Origin of the sequence: Streptomyces antarcticus, from assembly GCF_026627255.1 — a bacterium.
Lineage (GTDB): Bacteria > Actinomycetota > Actinomycetes > Streptomycetales > Streptomycetaceae > Streptomyces > Streptomyces antarcticus.
The window spans coordinates 1-17,416 of the sequence record NZ_JAPNLM010000035.1 but is presented as its reverse complement, the minus strand read 5'-3'; the positions used below and the strand labels follow the sequence as shown (position 1 = coordinate 17,416).

The window sequence follows — 17,416 nt, the reverse complement described above, 5'->3', positions numbered from 1 at the left end:
ACGGACATGACCGAGATCCCGTTGTCGTTCGCCCAGCGCCGGCTGTGGTTCCTGAGCCGGCTGCACGGCCCGTCGGCCACGTACAACGCCCCCGTCGTCCTGGACCTGGACGGGGAGCCCGACGCCGGGGCCCTCCGCGCGGCGCTGGCCGACGTGGTGGAGCGGCACGAGGTGCTGCGCACCGTCCTGCCGGCCGGGCCCGACGCCGAGCCGTACCAGCGGGTGCTGGCCGCGGCCGCCGTTCCCGCGCTGACCAGCGCGGTGTGCGCGCCGGGCGAAGTGGACGCGGCCGTGGCCGCGTTCACCCGGCAGCCGATCGACATCACCGCCGAGCCGCCCCTGCGGGCCCGGCTGCTGCTCCCGGGTGACGGGACCTCGGTTCTGGTACTGCTGATCCACCACGTCGCCACCGACGGCTGGTCCGTACGCCCCCTGCTGCGCGACCTGTCGCTGGCGTACACGGCCCGGCTGGCGGGCCGGGCCCCGGAGCAGGAGCCGCTGCCGGTCCAGTACGCGGACTACGGCGTGTGGCAGCACGAGCTGCTGGGCGACCCCGCCGACCCGCAGAGCCTGGCGTACGAGCAGGCCGAGCACTGGCGGGGCGTTCTGGCCGGGGCTCCCGCCCTGATCGCGCTGCCCGCCGACCGGCCGCGCCCGGCGGAGCCCTCCGGCCGGGGCGCCACCGTGACGGCCCGGCTGGACGCGGCGGCGCACACCGGCCTGCTCGACCTGGCCCGGGGGCACCGGGCCAGCCTGACGATGGCGGCCCGGGCGGCGCTGGCGGCGGCGCTGTCCGCCGCCGGGGCCGGCGAGGACGTGGTGATCGGGGCGCCGGTCGCGGGCCGGCCCGACGAGGACCTGTACGACCTGGTCGGATTCTTCGTGAACTCCCTGGCGCTGCGCACCGACCTGTCGGGCGACCCGCCGGTCGGGGAGCTGCTGGACCGGGTCCGGGAGGCGGACCTCGCGGCGTACGAGAACCAGGAGCTCCCCTTCGACCTGCTGGTGGAGCGGCTCGCACCGGACAGGGCGCTGGGGCACCACCCGTTCTTCCAGGTGATGCTGACCGTGGACGCGGGCGGCGGGCCGGCCGCGCCGGTGGAGCTGGGCGGCGGGATCGCCGGCCGGCTCGCGGACGTGGGCCTGGACTCCGCCAAGTTCGACCTGACCTGGTACTGCGCGGAGCGGCACACCGCGCAGGGGCGCCCGGACGGCATCGACATCGCTCTCCAGTACGCGGTGGACCTCTTCGACGAGGCGACGGCGCGGCTCCTGCTGGAGGTGTACGTACGGGCCCTGGCAACCTTCGCCGGCGGCTCGGAGCGGCGGCTCGGGGAGCTCGCGCTGGTGACCGCGCAGGAGGCGCGGGGGCTTGCCGGGCGCCGCGCGGCCGTACCGGCCGGGACCGGGACCGCCCCGGCGGCGGCCGGGCCCGTACGGCGGGACGTCCTGTCGCCGCGCGAGGAGATCCTGTGCGGACTGTTCGCGGAGGTACTGAACCGCGAGACGCTCGCCGCGGACGCCAACTTCTTCAAGTCGGGCGGGCATTCGCTGCTGGCCGGCAAGCTCGTCAACCGGATCCGGGGCGCGCTCGGGCTGGAGCTGGGCATGCGCGACCTGTTCCTGGCGCCGACGCCGACCGCCCTGCACCGGCGCCTCGCCGAGCTGGGCGGCGCGGCGACGACCCGGCCGGCGCTGGCGCCCGTGGCGGAGCGGCCCGGGCGGCTGCCGCTGTCGGCGGCGCAGCGGGCCCTGTGGCTCCTCGACCGGATCGAGGGCCCGTCGGCCACCTACAACGCCCCGCTGGTGCTGCGCCTGGAGCGGGAGCCGGACCGGGCGGCGCTGGCGGCCGCGCTGGCCGACGTACGGGAGCGGCACGAGGTGCTGCGCACGGTGTACGGGGCCGAGGGCGGCGAGCCGTACCAGCGGGTGCTGCCCGCGGCCGGGGAACCGCTGGAGGTGGAGCCGTGCACCCCGGACGCGCTGGAGGGGCTGGTCGCCGGATTCGCCCGGGAGCCCTTCGACCTCGCCGCCCGCCCGCCGCTGCGGGCCCGGCTGTTCCTGCCGGGTGACGGCGGCTGCGTCCTGGTGCTGCTGGTGCACCACATCGCCACCGACGGCTGGTCGCTCGCGCCGCTGCTGCGGGACCTGGACGAGGCGTACGCGGCCCGGTGCGCGGGCCGTGCGCCGCGGTGGCGGGCGCTGCCGGTGCAGTACGCCGACTACGCCCTGTGGCAGCGCGACCTGCTGGCCGACCCGGACCGGCTGCTCGGGTTCTGGCGGACATCGCTGGAGGGGATGCCGGCCCGGACGGAGCTGCCCGCGGACCGGCCGCGTCCGGCCGAGCCCTCGGGGCGCGCGGTGACGGTGTCGGCGGACCTCGACGCGGGCGCGCACCGGGCGCTGCTCGCTCTGGCCCGCGGACGGCGCGCCAGCCTGTTCATGGTGGCCCGGGCGGCCCTGTCCGCGGCCCTGTCGGCCACCGGCGGCGGTCAGGACCTGGCCATCGGCACCCCGGTGGCGGGCCGGCCCGACCAGGACCTGCACGACCTCGTGGGCTGCTTCGTCAACTCCCTCGTGCTGCGCACCGACCTGTCCGGCGACCCGGCGGTCGGGGCGCTCGTCGAACGGGTGCGGGACGCCGACCTGGCGGCCTTCGACCACCAGGACCTGCCCTTCGACGTCCTGGTGGAGAAGCTCGCCGAACCGGGGCGGGCACTGGGCGAGCACCCGTTCTTCCAGGTGATGCTGACCGTGCAGGAGACGGCCGACGACCGGATGCGCCTCGGCGGCATCCCCGGGCGGGCCACCAGCACGGACCTGGGCGCCGCGAAGTTCGACCTCAGCTTCCACTGCGCGCAGCGGCGGGACGCGGACGGCGGCCCGGACGGGCTGGACGTGCACGTGCAGTACGCCGAGGACCTGTTCGACGGGGAGACGGCGCGGCTGCTGCTGGAGGTGTACGTACGGGCGCTGCGCGCCTTCGCTGCCTCGGCCGAGACCCGGCTGGGCGAGTTGGCGCTGGTGACCGGGCCGGAGGAGCAGGACCTCGCCCGGCGCCGGGAGCGCCGCGAGCAGCTCGCGGCCGCGGCAGCCGCCGCGGCGGCGGCACAGACGCCGCCGGGGGCGGCCGCGGCGGCACTGTCGCCGCGGGAGGAGATCCTGTGCGGGCTGTTCGCGCAGGCGCTGGGCCGGGAGCGGATCGCCGCCGACGCCAACTTCTTCAAGTCCGGCGGGCACTCGCTGCTGGCCAGCAAGCTCGTCAACCGGATCCGGAGCGTGCTGGGCATGGAGGCCGGCATCCGGGACCTGTTCCTGGCCCCGACGGCGACGGCCCTGCACCGGCGGCTGGGCGCTGCCTCCGCGGCATCCGGGCGGCCCGCGCTGGAGGCCGTACGGCGGCGGCCCGAGCGGCTGCCGGTGTCGTACGCGCAGCGCCGGCTGTGGTTCGTCGACCAGTTGGAGGGGCCCTCCCCCGCCTACAACATCGCGCTGGTGCGGCGGCTGGACCGGCCGCTGGACCCGGCGGCCCTCACCGAGGCGCTGGCCGATGTCGCCGAGCGGCACGAGGTGCTGCGCACGGTGTACGGGACCGAGGGCGGCGAGCCGTACCAGCGGGTGCTGGAGCGGGCCCGGCCGCAGCTGGAGCTGGCGCGACCGGACGACGTGGCGGCGGCAGTGGACGAGGCCGCCCGGCACGTGTTCGACCTGACGCGGGACCTGCCGCTGCGGGCCTGGCTGTTCCTGCCGGACGGCGGGGGCCCGCAGACGCTGGTCCTGCTGCTGCACCACATCGCGGCCGACGGCTGGTCCACGGGCACCCTGCTCGCCGACCTGTCCGAGGCGTACGAGGCCCGGCGGGCCGGGCGCGCGCCCGGCTGGCAGCCGCTGCCCGTGCAGTACGCCGACTACACGCTGTGGCAGCGCGGGCTGCTCGCCGCGGCCGGGCCGGAACTGGACTTCTGGCAGCGGACGCTGGAGGACCTGCCGCCGCTGATCGACCTGCCGGCGGACCGGCACCGGCCGGCCGAGCCCTCGGGGCGCGGCGCGCTCACCGGGTTCGCCGTGTCCCCGGACGCGCACCGGCGCCTGGTCCGGATCGCGCACGCGCAGGGGGCCACCCTGTTCATGGTGGTGCAGGCGGCGCTGGCCACGGCCCTGACGCGGCTCGGCGCGGGCCCGGACCTCGCCCTCGGCACCACGGTGGCCGGGCGCGGCGACGACGCCCTGTCGGGGCTGGTGGGCTTCTTCGTGAACACCCTCGTCCTGCGCACCGACACGGGCGGGGACCCGACGTTCGAGGAGCTGGTGGGCCGGGTCCGGGAAGCGGACCTGGCGGCGTACGCCCACCAGGACCTGCCGTTCGACCGGCTGGTGGAGCACGTCAACCCGCACCGGTCCGCGGCCCACCACCCGCTGGTGCAGGTGATGCTCCAGGTCAACCCGGCGGCCGCGGCGGATGCCCCCGGGGGTCCGCTGGCGGGTACGGAACTCCCGTACGGGTCGGACACGGCCAAGGCGGACCTGACGTTCGCCCTGACGGAACGCGCGGACGGCGGCGGCCTGTCCGGGGTGCTGGAGTACGCCACCGATCTGTACGGGGAGGCGGGCGCGCAGCGGCTGGCCGGGCTCCTCGTGGCGGCACTGGAGCTGTTCGCCGCGGACCCGGGGCAGCGGATCGGGAACCTGCCGGCGCCCGCCGACCGGCGCGGCGAACGCCCCCTGGTCGGCGGCTACCGGATCGACCTGGACCACGTCGCGGCGGTGCTGGCCGAGCACCCGGCGGTGGGCAGGGCCCGGGCCCGGGTGGTGGACGGCCGGCTGGTCGCCGAGGTGCTGAACCGGCCGACGGTGGCCGGGGAGGCCGGGGTGGCGGCCCTGCAGGAGTGGGCGGCCGAGCGGCTGCCGGAGTACGCGGTCCCGTCATCGGTGCGCCTGCTGTCGGGGGCGCCGTCCGCCCCGGAGCCCGCCGCCGTCCTGCCCGGGGCGTCCGTCTCCGGCTCCCGCGGGGACGACGTGCTGACGGCGGCCGTGCTGCGGCTGTTCGCGGAGGTGCTGGAGCGGGGCCGGCTCGGCCCGGACGACAACTTCTTCAAGTCCGGCGGGCATTCGCTGCTGGCGGTACGGCTGGTGAACCGGGTCAAGGCGGAGCTGGGCCGCGAGCTCACCCTGCGCGAGGTGTTCCGCCACCCGACCCCGGCCCGGCTGGCGGCGCTCCTGGCGTCGGCGGCCCCGACGCCGCCGACGCCTCCCCCGGCGCTGCGCCGCCGGACGCGCGCGGGCTCCCGGGTCCGCCAGCCGTAGGGCGCGCGCCCCCGCCAGGATCCGGCCGGGTCCTGCCGGGTTCTCCGGGTTCTCCGGGTCCTGCCCGTTCCCCCCTCGGGCCGAAGGCCGTCCGCCCCGCGTCGCCGCGGGGCGGACGGCCTTCCCGCGTCGGCCCACCGGAGCAGGCGCAGGCTCCGTACCCCGGCCCCCTCCGGGCCGGGCTCCCCTGCGGCGGCGGAGGTCGGCGGCAGCCGACGGCGGCAGCCGGGCGGGGCGGAAGCTGCCGCGGGGACTGCCGACCGGTGCCGGACCGGGTGCCTAGCGTGTGGGTCACGGAGTCCCCTCCGCACCCCACCCCTCGCCTGGAGGCCCCGCGATGCCCTCGACCGCCCCCACCGCCTCCGCCGTCCTGGACGGCGGCCCGGCGATCACCCCGGCGCCCCGTGTGCTCGACCGGATCGACGCCCAGGTCACCGGCGGTCCCGAGCGGACCGCGCTGGTGCACGGCGAGCGGCGGATGACGTACGGGCAGCTGGCCCTCGCCGTCGCGTTCCGTGCCGAGGAGCTGGCGGCCGAGGGGGCCGGCCCCGGGCGGCTGGTGGCCGTGCACCGGCCGCGCGGGATCGACGCGGTCGTGGGGCTGCTGGCCGCCCTGCGGACGGGCGCCGCCTACCTGCCGCTGGACCCGGGCGCGCCGGCCTCCCGTACGGCGGCCATCCTGGCCGACTGCGCCGGACCGGACGTGCGGGCGGTGGCGGGCGAGTTCGTCCTCCCGGGGACCGGTGTGCCGCGGGACACCGCGTACGTCATCTACACGTCCGGATCCACCGGCACCCCGAACGGCGTGGCCGTCGGGCAGGACGCGCTCGCGCACTTCACGGCCGGCGCGACCGTGCGCTACGGGATCACCGCCGAGGACCGGGTGCTCCAGTTCGCTCCGCTGCACTTCGACGCGAGCGTCGAGGAGGTCTTCCTGACCCTCGGCGCCGGCGCCGCCCTGGTCCTGCGCGACGAGGAGATGCTCGACGTGCCCGGGCTGCTGGCGGGCTGCGCCGCGCACGGGGTGACCGTGCTGGACCTGCCCACCGCCTACTGGCACGAGCTGGCGCACGCGCTCGCCGCCGGAGTCGCCGAACTTCCCGCCGCCGTCCGCACGGTGGTCATCGGCGGCGAGGCCGCGCTGCCGGAGCGGGTGGCGCAGTGGTGCCGGGCCGTGGACCCCGACCGGGTGCGGCTGCTGAACACGTACGGGCCGACCGAGGCCACCGTCGTCGCGACCGTCGCCGACCTGTCGCGGCACCCCGGCGGCCCGGTGCCGATCGGCGAACCGCTGCCGGGGGTGCGAGCGGCCGTGGTCGACGGCGAACTCTGGCTGCTGGGCGGGGGCCTGGCCCTCGGCTACCTCGGCCGCCCCGAGCTGACCGGGCGGCGCTTCTCGGCGCTGGGCCCGGAGCGCGCGTACCGCACCGGCGACATGGTGTTCGTGCGGCCCGACGGGCAGCTCGGCTTCCGGGGGCGCGCCGACGACGAGGTCAAGATCAACGGCCATCGGGTGGACCCCGCTTCGGTGGAGTCCGTGCTCACCGCGCACCCCGGGGTCCGCGAGGCGGCCGTGGTACCGCTGGAGACCCCGGACGGGGCGAAGAGGCTGGCCGCCTTCGTGGTCGCCGACGACGGGGTCGAAGCGGGTGAGCTGCGGGACCGGGTACGGGCCGAACTGCCCGCCGCCGCCGTCCCGTCCACGGTGACGCTGCTGGCCGCGGCGCTGCCCCGCACCCCCTCCGGCAAGATCGACCGCAAGCTGCTGCGCGCCCCCGTGCGGGAGACCGACGCCGACGCGGTCTTCGACGGGTCGGTGCTGCCCGCCGAGGACCGGGTCCCGTTGTCCTTCGCGCAGCGCCGGCTGTGGTTCCTGGCCGGGCTGGAGGGCCCGTCCACCACCTACAACCTGCCGCTCGTGCTGCGGCTGGACGCGGTCCCGGACGCGGCCGCGCTGGCCGCCGCCCTCGCCGACGTCGTGGACCGGCACGAGGTGCTGCGCACCGTGTACCCGGCGGTGGACGCGGAGCCGTACCAGCACGTCCTGGACGCGCCCCCGGTCCCGCTGCCGGTCCGGGAGTGCCTCCCCGCCCAACTCGATTCCCTCGTGGCCGAGTTCACCGCCGGCACCTTCGACCTCGCCGCTCACCTCCCCCTCCGCGCCCGGCTGTTCACGACCGGGGACGGCAGCGCCACCCTCGCGCTGCTGACCCACCACATCGCCACCGACGGCTGGTCGGTGGGCCCGCTGCTGCGCGACCTGGGCGAGGCGTACGCGGCCCGGCTGGCCGGCGGCGCACCCGACTGGGAGCCGCTGCCGGTCCAGTACGCCGACTACACCCTGTGGCAGCACGAGCTGCTGGAACGGCCGGATGCCCCGCTCGACCACTGGCGGGCGGCCCTGGAGGGGATGCCGACCGTACTGGACCTGCCGGCCGACCGGCCGCGGCCCGCCGAGCCGACCGGGCGGGGCGAGAGCCTGACCGCCACGCTGGACGCGGACGCGTTCGGACGGCTCGCCGCGCTCGGCGAGGAGCGCGGCGCCAGCCTGCTGATGGTGCTCCAGCCGGCCCTGGCACAGGCGCTGGCCGCCGTCGGCGCCGGGACGGACATCGCGATCGGCACCCCGGTCGCGGGGCGCGGGGACGAGGCCCTGGACGGCCTGGTGGGCTTCTTCGTGAACACGCTGGTGCTGCGCACGGACGTCTCCGGCGACGCCCCGTACGCGGAGCTGGTGGACCGGGCCCGGGACGCCGACCTGGCCGCTTACGCCCACCAGGAGCTGCCGTTCGACCTGCTGGTGGAGCACCTGGCCCCGGAGCGCGCGCTCGCCGTCAACCCGTTCTTCCAGGTGATGCTGACCGCCGAGGAACAGGAAGGCGGCGGGGCCGTCGCACTAGGCGGCGGCCTCACCGGCCGCTTCGCCGAAACCGGCCTGGAGGCGGCCAAGTTCGATCTGAGCGCCTCGTGCGTGGCCGTGCCCGGTGGCGGGCTGGAGGTGTGGTGGCAGTACGCGGCGGACCTGTTCGACCGGGAGACCGCGCGGCTGCTGCTGGACGTGTTCGTACGGGCCCTGGCGCGGGCCGCGGCCGACCCCGACGGGCCGCCCTCCGCGCACCCCCTGCTCAGCGGGGCGGAACAGGCCGGCATCGCGGAGCGCCGGGCCCGGCTCGCCGCCGCCCGCGAGGCGGCGGCCGAGGCGGCCGCGGCCGCGCCGGCCGCCCCGCGCTCCCCCGCCGAGGACGTCCTGCGCACCCTGTTCGCCGAGGTCATCGGCATCGACCGGGTGGGACCGGACGACAACTTCTTCTCGGTCGGCGGGCACTCCATGATGGGCGTGCGGCTGGTGAACCGGATCCGGGCCGTGCTCGGCCTGGAGGCGCGCATCCGCGACCTGTTCCTCGCCCCGACACCGGCCGGGCTGGCCGTACGGCTGACGCGGGAGGGCGCCGGTTCCGGGCGGGCCGCGCTGGTCCCGGTCCCGCCGTCGGAGCGGCCGGATCCGGTGCCGTTGTCGTACGCGCAGCGGCGGCTGTGGTTCGTCGACCAGCTGGAGGGCCCGAGCCGTTCCTACACCATCCCCTTCGCGCTGCGCCTGGACCACCCGCTGGACCCGGCCGCGCTGGCCGAGGCCCTCGCCGACGTAGCCGGGCGGCACGAGGTGCTGCGGACGGTGTACCCGGCGGTGGACGGGCAGCCGCACCAGCGGGTGCTGGACGCGGCGCGACCGGTGCTGGACCTGGTCGCCGTCGCGCCGGAGGGCCTCGACGCGGCCGTCGACGCGGCGGCCGGGCACGTCTTCGACCTCGCGGCAGACCTGCCCTTCCGGGCCACATTGATCGACGTAGCGGACCCCTCGGACCCCGCGGACCCCGCTGCCCCGGCCGGGGGCGGCGGCGGCCGAGTGCTGGTGCTGCTCGTACACCACATCGCCGCCGACGGCTGGTCCACGGGGCCGCTGCTGGCCGACCTGGCAACCGCCTACGAGGCCCGCCTGGACGGCCGTGCTCCCCACTGGCGGCCGCTGCCCGTGCAGTACACCGACTACACCCTGTGGGAACGGGCGGCCCTCGACGGCGAGGCCGCCGCCGGACACATCTCCTTCTGGAAGCGGACTCTGGCCGACGCGCCCCCGGTGCTGTCGCTGACCGCCGCCCGCACCCGGCCCGCCGAGGCCTCGCACCGGGGCGCCGCGACCCCGCTGGACCTGGACGCCGCCACGCACGCCCGGCTGGAGCGCCTGGCCCTGGACCACGGCGCGACCCTGTTCATGGTGGTGCAGGCGGCCCTGGCGGCCACCCTGACGCGGCACGGCGCCGGCACCGACCTGCCGCTGGGCACGGTGATCGCCGGGCGCGACGACGAGGCCCTGGACGACCTGGTCGGCTTCTTCGTCAACACCCTGGCCCTGCGCTGCGACACCTCCGGGGACCCCGGGTTCGACGAGCTTCTGCTGCGGGTGCGGGAGACCGACCTCGCCGCGTACGCCCACCAGGACCTCCCCTTCGACCTGGTCGTGGAGCAGCTGAACCCGGTTCGCTCCACCGCCCACCACCCGCTGGTCCAGGCCGTGGTCCAGGTCCATCCGGCCGAGCCGCAGACTCCGCCGGGGACGGCCCTGGCCGGAACCCCGCTCGGGTCGGCGTCGGGGTTCACCAAGTTCGACCTGACCGTGTCGCTGCGCGAGTCGCGGACCGCCGACGGGGCCCCGGCCGGGCTGGCCGGCGTACTGGAGTACGCGACGGACCTCTACGACGCGGCGACCGCCGCCCAGCTGGCCGCGCACCTGGAGCGGACGCTGCGGGCGGTGGCCGAGGACCCGGGGCAGCGCATCGGGGGCATCCGGCTCCTCTCCGCCGAGGAGGAGTTCCGCCTGGTGAGCGAGTACAACGACACGGCGACCCCGCGGGCCGGGTGCGGGCTGGTGCACGAGCGGTTCGCCGCACAGGCCCGCCGCACCCCGGACCGGATCGCCGTGTCGTACGAGGAGGAGACGCTCACCTACGCGGCGCTGGACGCCCGGGCCAACGCCCTCGCCCACCGGCTGCTCGCGGCGGGCGTGGGCCGGGACGCGGCGGTCGGCGTCCTGATGGACCGGACCCCGCGGCTGCTGGTGTCGGTGCTCGCGGTGCTCAAGTGCGGGGCCGCTTATGTGCCGCTGGATCCGCGGCTGCCCGACACCCGGGTCCGCATGATCATGGAGGACGTGGCGGCGGAGGTCCTGCTGACGCAGCGGGCGCACCTCGGCAAGGAGGCGGTGCGGCGGGAGGAGGCGGCCGGGGTCCGGGTGCTGGCCGTGGACGCGCCGGAGACGGGCGGGGCGCGGCCCGACGTCTCGGATCCGGGGGTCGCCGTCGGCGAGGACGCCCTGACGTACGTGATGTTCACCTCCGGCTCCACCGGCCGGCCCAAGGGGGTGGGCGTCACCCACCGCAACGTGGTGGAGCTGGTCACGGACCGCTGCTGGAGCCGGGCCAACCACCGCCGGATGCTGGTCCACTCGGCGATCGGCTTCGACGCCTCGACGTACGAGCTGTGGGTTCCGCTGCTGAGCGGCGGCCAGTTGGTCATCGCCCCGGGAGACGGGACCGACGTCGCCGAGCTGGACCACACCATCCGCACCTACGACGTCAGCGCCGCCTACTTCACCATGGGCCTCTTCCACATCATGGCCGACGAGGGCCTGGACACCCTCAAGCTCCTCGACGAGGTGTGGACCGGCGGTGACGTCGCCTCCCCCAGCGCCCTCCAACGGGTCCTGGACCACTGCCCCGACACGGTCCTCGTGCACTCGTACGGGCCCACCGAGACCACCTTCGCCTCCCACCAGCAGCGCATCCCCGTGGGGCAGCGCACCCTCCCCGGCGTCTACCTGGGCGCGGCGCTGGACAACACCCGGATCCACGTCCTGGACGCGCGGCTGCGGCCGGTGCCGATCGGGGTGGCCGGCGAGATGTACATCGCGGGGACGCAGGTGGCGCGCGGTTACCTCGGCCGTCCCGGGCTGACCGCCGAGCGGTTCGTCGCCGACCCGTTCGGCGCGGACGGCGGCCGGATGTACCGCACCGGCGACCTGGTGCACTGGACCCCGGAGGGCGAACTGCGCTTCATCGGGCGGGCCGACGGCCAGATCAAGCTGCGCGGCTTCCGGATCGAGCCCGGGGAGATCGAGGAGACCCTCGCCCGCCACCCGGGCGTCGGGCAGGTCGCGGTGGTCGTCTTCGAGGACGGTCCGGGCGGCAAGCGGCTCGTGGCGTACGCCGTACCGCGCGCCGGCCACGGCCTGACCGGCGAGGAGCTGCTGCGCTGGGCGGCGGGCGAACTCCCCGAGCACATGGTGCCGTCGGCGGCGGTGCTGCTCGACACGATCCCGCTGACGGTGAACGGCAAACCGGACCGCAAGGCCCTGCCGGCGCCCGCCGTCGCCGTACGCCCCTCGGGCCGGCCCCCGCGCACTCCGCGCGAGGAAGTCCTGTGCGGGCTGTTCGCGGAGGTCCTGGGCGTGGAAGGGGTCGGCATCGACGACAACTTCTTCGGCCTGGGCGGGCATTCGCTGCTCGGGGTGCGCCTGGTCAGCCGGATGCGGACCGTACTGGGCCTGGAGCGCGGGGTGCGCGACCTGTTCCGCACCCCGACGGTGGCGGGGCTGCTGGGCGACGAGCCGACCGGCTTCGACCCGATGGGGGTGCTGCTGCCGCTGAGCACCCGCGGATCGCGGCCGCCGCTGTTCTGCGTGCACCCCGGAACGGGCGTGGGCTGGCCGTACGCGGGCCTGGCCCAGCACCTGGGGCCGGACCAGCCGCTGTACGCGATCCAGGCCCGGGCGCTCAGCGAGCTGGGCCACTCCCCCGGGTCGGTCGAGGAGATGGTCGCGGACTACCTGCCGCTGATCCGGGAGGTCCAGCCGCACGGCCCGTACCGCTTCCTGGGCTGGTCCTTCGGCGGCACGGTCGCCCACGCGCTGGCCGTACGGCTCGCGGAGCTGGGGGAACGCACGGACCTGCTGGCCATGATGGACGTCCACCTGCTGCCCACCGAGCCGGTGCGGCGCCGGATGACCCCGGCGCAGAAGCGGGACATGCTCGTCGGCGACGCCGCGGACGGGCCGGCCGACTCGCCGTTCGACGTGGACGCGCTGATCGGCCTGGTACGGCTGAAGGACCCGGTGCTCGGGGCTTTCTCGGACGCCGAGATCCGCTCCGTGATCGGCGCCTCCATCAACCACGCCGAAATCATGAACCTGTACTCCCCGCGTCCGGTCGCCACCGACATGCTTTTCCTGGCGGCACTGGAGGACGGGGAAACGGAGAACACCCTCACGCAGCACTGGATTCCCTATGTGGAAGGCCGCGTGGAGAATCACCTCATCGGGGTCCCGCACACCAGAATGGGCGAACCCGAACCGCTTTCCCGGATCGGCCGTATTCTTTCCGACAAATTGAGGAGCCTGTCATGACCAATCCTTTCGACGACACCGAGGGCACGTTCCGCGTCGTGGTCAACGCCGAGGGGCAGCACGCCCTGTGGCCCGACTTCGCCGAGGTCCCCGCAGGCTGGGACAACGTCTGGGGTGCGGGAACGCGTGCGGACGCCCTCGCGTACGTGGAGCTGAACTGGACGGACATCCGCCCGAAGAGCCTGGTGAGCCAATACGCCTGACCGTTCCGGTTCGACCGGAAAGGCCGTGCCCCGCAGTGCGGGGCACGGCCTTTCCGCATTCCCGGCCGGCACGGATCAGACCCCTTGCCCGTTCCGCAATCCTGCCGGTCCGACTGCCCCTCGGCGGGCGCGCGGCTTCCTATATTGATCCGTATGCGAAGAAGGAATGTGAACATCTTGCTGACGGGTACGGCTTCGGATTCCCACACCTGGAATCTCGTCTATCTTCAGCTGCTCCTGGAGGAGCTCGGGCACCCGGTCCGCAATCTGGGTCCCTGCGTCACGGGCGAGCTGCTCACCGGCGCCTGCGCGGCCGAGGAGCCCGGTCTCGTGGTCATCAGCAGTGTGAACGGGCACGGCTACCGGGACGGCCTCAGCGCCGTGCGCGCGCTGCGCGGGGCCGGCTTCACCCTCCCGGTCGTCATCGGCGGCAAGCTCGGCGTGGCCGGCACGGCCGACCCCGAGCAGCGCCGTCGCCTCCTCGACGCCGGCTGCGACGCCGTCTTCGACGACGGCGACGTCAACGCGCTGCGTGCCTTCCTCACCTCGCTCGACGCCGCTGCCGCCGCCCGGGCCGTCGCATGACCGCCGCCACGCTCGCCGCACCGAACGTGGCCCCCCTGCCCGTACCACCGCCCGGCCCGTCCTTCGGCGCGTTCGTCGCCGCCGCCGCCGCGTCCGGACAGCTCGTCGTACAGCCCCGCATGGGCTTCGGCGACCCGCGCCGGATGCGGGCGGGGCTGGAGCGCACGAAGTCCGCCGTGGCCACCACCGTCGGCACCCTGACCATCGACAGCTACACCCGGGTCGGGGACCACGCCGCCGCGCGCGCCGCCCTCACGGAGGGCACCCCGCTCAACGGCTACCCGATCGCCACCCACTCCGCCGAGCTGACCCGGGGCCTGCTGGCGGGCGTGCTGGACGCCGGATTCCCCGTCCAGGTGCGGCACGGGTCCTCCCGGCCCGAGGCGATCGTCCGGGCGCTGGCCGCCGCCGGGCTGGACGCCACCGAGGGGGGACCGGTCTCGTACTGCCTGCCCTACGGGCGGACCCCGCTCGCCGAGTCCGTGGACAACTGGGCGCGCTGCTGCGAGCTGCTGGCCACCCTGGTGCCCGCGGCGCGCGTCCCGCACCTGGAGAGCTTCGGCGGCTGCATGCTCGGCCAGCTCTGCCCGCCCGGACTGCTGGTGGCGATCAGCCTGCTGGAGGGGATGTTCTTCGTCCGGCACGGCATCCGCAGCGTGTCCCTCAGCTACGCCCAGCAGACCGACCCCGCGCAGGACGCGGAAGCCGTACGGGCGCTGCGCCGGCTGGCCGGCGAGTTCCTGCCGCCGGACGTGGACCGGCACGTCGTGCTCTACACCTACATGGGGGTCTTCCCGCACACCGGGCGCGGGGCGACCCGGCTGCTGGAGGCCTCGGCTCGGCTCGCGGTGTCGGCCGGGGCGCAGCGGCTGATCGTGAAGACCGCGGCCGAGGCCCGCCGGATCCCGACGGTGCTGGAGAACGTACGGGCGCTGGAGACGGCCGCGGCCACCGCGGCGCTCACGGCCCCGCCGCGGGAACCGGCGCAGCCGGCGGACAGCGAGGTGTACCGCGAGGCGCGGGCCTTCGTGGAAGCCGTGCTGGAGCTCGGCGAGGACCTCGGCCGGGCCCTGCGGACCGCCTTCGCCCGGGGCGTACTGGACGTCCCGTACTGCCTGCACCCGGACAACGCGGGGCGCTCGCGCAGCTTCGTCGACGCGGCCGGGCGGCTGCGGTGGTCGCAGACCGGGGCGATGCCGGTGGCCCCGTACGCGCCGCCGGGCGGGCGGGCAATGGCGCCCGTGCGGTCGATGACCTCGGACGGGCTGCTGGCCGCCCTGGGCCGGGTGGCCCGGCGCTACGACGACGCTGCCGACAGCGCGCCCCGTACCGAACCTGAAACCGAACCCGAACCCGAACCCGAGTCCGAAACCGGGCCCGCCACCGCTGCCGCCGGCCCCGGCGGCGCGCGGAGTCCGGCGTGAACGGCTTCGCGCACGCCCCACCGGGCCGCTCCCTGCCCGCCCGGCCTCGACCGACACCCAGACGAACAGGAGCCGACATGGACCTCCCGACCCCTCCCCCGCTGGCCGCACACCTGCGCTCGCCGCAGCTGCGGTCCGCGATGCTCGTCCAGCAGGAAGCCCTCCACGCCGCACGGGAGTTCCTGCGCGGCGAGGGCTTCGTGGAGCTGCTGCCGCCGCTGGTGGGCCCGGTCACCGACCCGGGCGGACGCGGCGCCAAGGCGCTGGACGTCGACTACTACGGGCAGCCGTACAAGCTGATGACGAGCGCCATCCTCTACAAGCAGGCCTCGCTGCAGGGCTTTCCGCGCCTCTTCTACATCGCCCCGAACGTCCGGGTGGAACCGCCGGAGACCGCGGCGACCGGCCGGCACCTGGTGGAGTTCCACCAGATCGACGTGGAGCTGGCAGGCGGCAGCCGCGCCGACGTCCAGGAGCTGGCGGCCGGTCTGCTGACCAGCGTGGTGGACCACGTGTGGACGGCCGTGCCCGAAGTACTGCGCGAACTGGGCCGCGACGAGCTGGACTTCGCGGAGCTGCGGTCGGGGAAGTTCGACTTCTGCACGCACGAGGAGGCGGTGGCGCGGCTCGTCGGGCAGGGCCATCCGCAGAGCCCGGACGCGGAGATCGACTGGGCGGGCGAGAAGGTCCTCTCCCTGGAGGCCGACCGGCCGTTCTTCATCAACGACTATCCCAAGGGATCGCGCGGCTTCTACGACCGCGAGGACCCGGAACGCCCCGGCGTGCTCCGCAACTTCGACCTGATCGCGCACGGCGGCTTCGGCGAGCTGGTCAGCGGCAGCGAGCGCGAGTCCGGCTACGCCACGATCGTGACCCGGATGCGGGAGAGCGGGGAGAACCCGGCGAAGTACGCCTGGTACCTGGAGATGGCCCGCGAGGGCATCGAGCCCAGCGCCGGCTTCGGGATGGGCCTGCAGCGCCTCGTCCGGTTCCTGACCGGGCTGGACGCGCTCTGGCAGGTCAGCGCCTACCCGAAGCTGCCGGGGGTGATCGCGCCGTGAGCGGGCTGGGTGCGCCGGGCTTCCCGGAGCGGGCGGTACGGGCCCGGGCCCGGGCGGGCACCGCCGAGGTGTTCCCGGCGGCGGACGCCTACGGGTCGGAGCTGTTCGGGGCGGGCGGCGCGCAGGGACCGGCCGGTACGGGGGGCGCGCCGGACGTGCCGGACGCGCCGGGTGTACTGGACGCGCTGGACGCGCTGCGGATCGCGCCGCCGGTGTTCATGCCGCGGCGGCTGGAGAAGCTGATCGACCTGGGCCGCGAGCCCTCGTACGAGGACGTGGACCTGCACACCTCGGTCGGCGGCTTCGCGGCCCGGCTCCCTCTGTACCTCTCGGCGTTCGGGTCGACCCGGGCCGGCAGCGGGGACCTCGGGGTGGCGGCCGGCCGGCAGGCGGCCCGGCTCGGCATCCCGATGGTGATCGGCGAGAACATGGTGCCGGTGCACGGGTACGCCCGGGGCGGCGCGGACGGGGCCTCCCGCTCGGCGCTGCTGGAGCGCGTGGCGGCGTACGCGGAGGCCGCGCCGGACGGGATCGGCGGCGTCGTGGTCCAGCAGTCCACCGAGGACGCCGACTCCGAGGTGTGGAACCTCCTCTACAGCGACCCGGGAACCCGGGCGCTGCGGGACTCGGGCCGGCTCGGCTTCGAGCTGAAGGTCGGCCAGGGCGCCAAGCCCGGGCTCGGCGGGATGACGGTGGTGGGCGCGGCCGAAGCGGGCCGCCTGGCCGGGCAGTTCGCCGTACGGGACCTGCTGGGCGACGGGGCGGGCCGGCGGTTGCGCTGCGCGACGCCGGGCACCTTCACCGAGGAGATCGTCCGCCAGCAGCTGCGGTTCATGCGGAACAACTTCCCGCTGGCCCGCACCTGGGTGAAGTTCCACCCGGGCCGGGACATCGCGCGGGCCGCCGCGACCGCGTGGGCGGCGGGCGCCGACGCGGTCACCGTGGACGGCGCCGAGGGCGGCACCGGGTGGGCGCCGAAGGTGTTCCTGGACCAGGTCGGGCTGCCGCTCGGGGAGTGCCTGCGCCGGATCGGCCGGCCGGGCGGGGACCTCCTCGCCACGGGGCGGATCTGGGAGGGCGGCCGCGCGGTACGGGCGCTGGCGCTCGGCGCGACGGCGGTGGGCCTGGGCCGGGCGGCGCTGCTGGCGGTGGACGAGGACGGCGAGGCGGGCCTGGTCCGCCTGGCGGAGGCCCTGGCGCTGGAACTGCGGCTGCTGGTCAGCGCGGTCGGGAAGTACCGCGTCGGCGACCTGGACCCCGCGGACCTGTGGTCCCCGGACGACCCGGTCCACGCCGCACCCCCGTCGGTCCCCGTCGGGAACCCGGCATGAACGCCCCCCGCCCCACCGCGAGGGCCGCCGCGAACCCCGCACGCCCCGCGCC

7 protein-coding genes are annotated in these 17,416 nt (G+C 75.8%); all 7 read left to right on the top strand.

Going from position 1 to position 17,416, the window contains the following annotated elements; all coding sequences use genetic code 11:
• Positions 1–6 precede the first annotated feature (6 nt).
• The 7 genes from OTB16_RS34175 to OTB16_RS34145 all read left to right on the top strand — a co-directional run bounded on the left by OTB16_RS34175 (position 7) and on the right by OTB16_RS34145 (position 17,364).
• A complete protein-coding gene (locus OTB16_RS34175) occupies positions 7–5,304 on the top strand; it encodes a condensation domain-containing protein (RefSeq protein WP_267726129.1) in 5,298 nt (1,765 codons plus the stop codon).
• Positions 5,305–5,641: 337 nt separating this feature from the next.
• Positions 5,642–12,760 (top strand): non-ribosomal peptide synthetase, encoded by a 7,119-nt coding sequence (locus tag OTB16_RS34170; protein WP_267726127.1) that lies wholly within the window; start codon positions 5,642–5,644, stop codon positions 12,758–12,760.
• Positions 12,757–12,963: an MbtH family protein gene (locus OTB16_RS34165; protein ID WP_267726125.1), complete on the top strand. Its 207-nt coding sequence runs from the start codon at positions 12,757–12,759 to the stop codon at positions 12,961–12,963. The genes OTB16_RS34170 and OTB16_RS34165 overlap by 4 nt, the downstream gene beginning before the upstream one ends.
• A 168-nt stretch (positions 12,964–13,131) precedes the next feature.
• Positions 13,132–13,548 carry a cobalamin B12-binding domain-containing protein gene (locus OTB16_RS34160; protein WP_267726123.1) on the top strand — a complete coding sequence of 139 codons (417 nt, stop codon included), beginning with the start codon at positions 13,132–13,134 and terminating at the stop codon, positions 13,546–13,548.
• Complete coding sequence (locus OTB16_RS34155; RefSeq protein ID WP_267726121.1) at positions 13,545–14,972, top strand: methylaspartate mutase; 1,428 nt, start codon at positions 13,545–13,547, stop codon at positions 14,970–14,972. The genes OTB16_RS34160 and OTB16_RS34155 overlap by 4 nt, the downstream gene beginning before the upstream one ends.
• A 77-nt stretch (positions 14,973–15,049) precedes the next feature.
• Positions 15,050–16,033, top strand: coding sequence for an asparagine synthetase A (locus tag OTB16_RS34150; protein ID WP_267726119.1), 984 nt, complete (start codon positions 15,050–15,052; stop codon positions 16,031–16,033).
• Positions 16,030–17,364 carry a glutamate synthase-related protein gene (locus OTB16_RS34145; RefSeq protein ID WP_267726117.1) on the top strand — a complete coding sequence of 445 codons (1,335 nt, stop codon included), beginning with the start codon at positions 16,030–16,032 and terminating at the stop codon, positions 17,362–17,364. The genes OTB16_RS34150 and OTB16_RS34145 overlap by 4 nt, the downstream gene beginning before the upstream one ends.
• The last annotated feature ends 52 nt before the right edge of the window (positions 17,365–17,416 follow it).

Bases quoted from the DNA above. Each gene is read 5' to 3' on its own strand.
- OTB16_RS34165 (WP_267726125.1), top strand. From the start codon at position 12,757: ATGACCAATCCTTTCGACGACACCGAGGGCACGTTCCGCGTCGTGGTC.
- OTB16_RS34170 (WP_267726127.1), top strand. From the start codon at position 5,642: ATGCCCTCGACCGCCCCCACCGCCTCCGCCGTCCTGGACGGCGGCCCG.
- OTB16_RS34155 (WP_267726121.1), top strand. From the start codon at position 13,545: ATGACCGCCGCCACGCTCGCCGCACCGAACGTGGCCCCCCTGCCCGTA.
- OTB16_RS34175 (WP_267726129.1), top strand. From the start codon at position 7: ATGACCGAGATCCCGTTGTCGTTCGCCCAGCGCCGGCTGTGGTTCCTG.
- OTB16_RS34150 (WP_267726119.1), top strand. From the start codon at position 15,050: ATGGACCTCCCGACCCCTCCCCCGCTGGCCGCACACCTGCGCTCGCCG.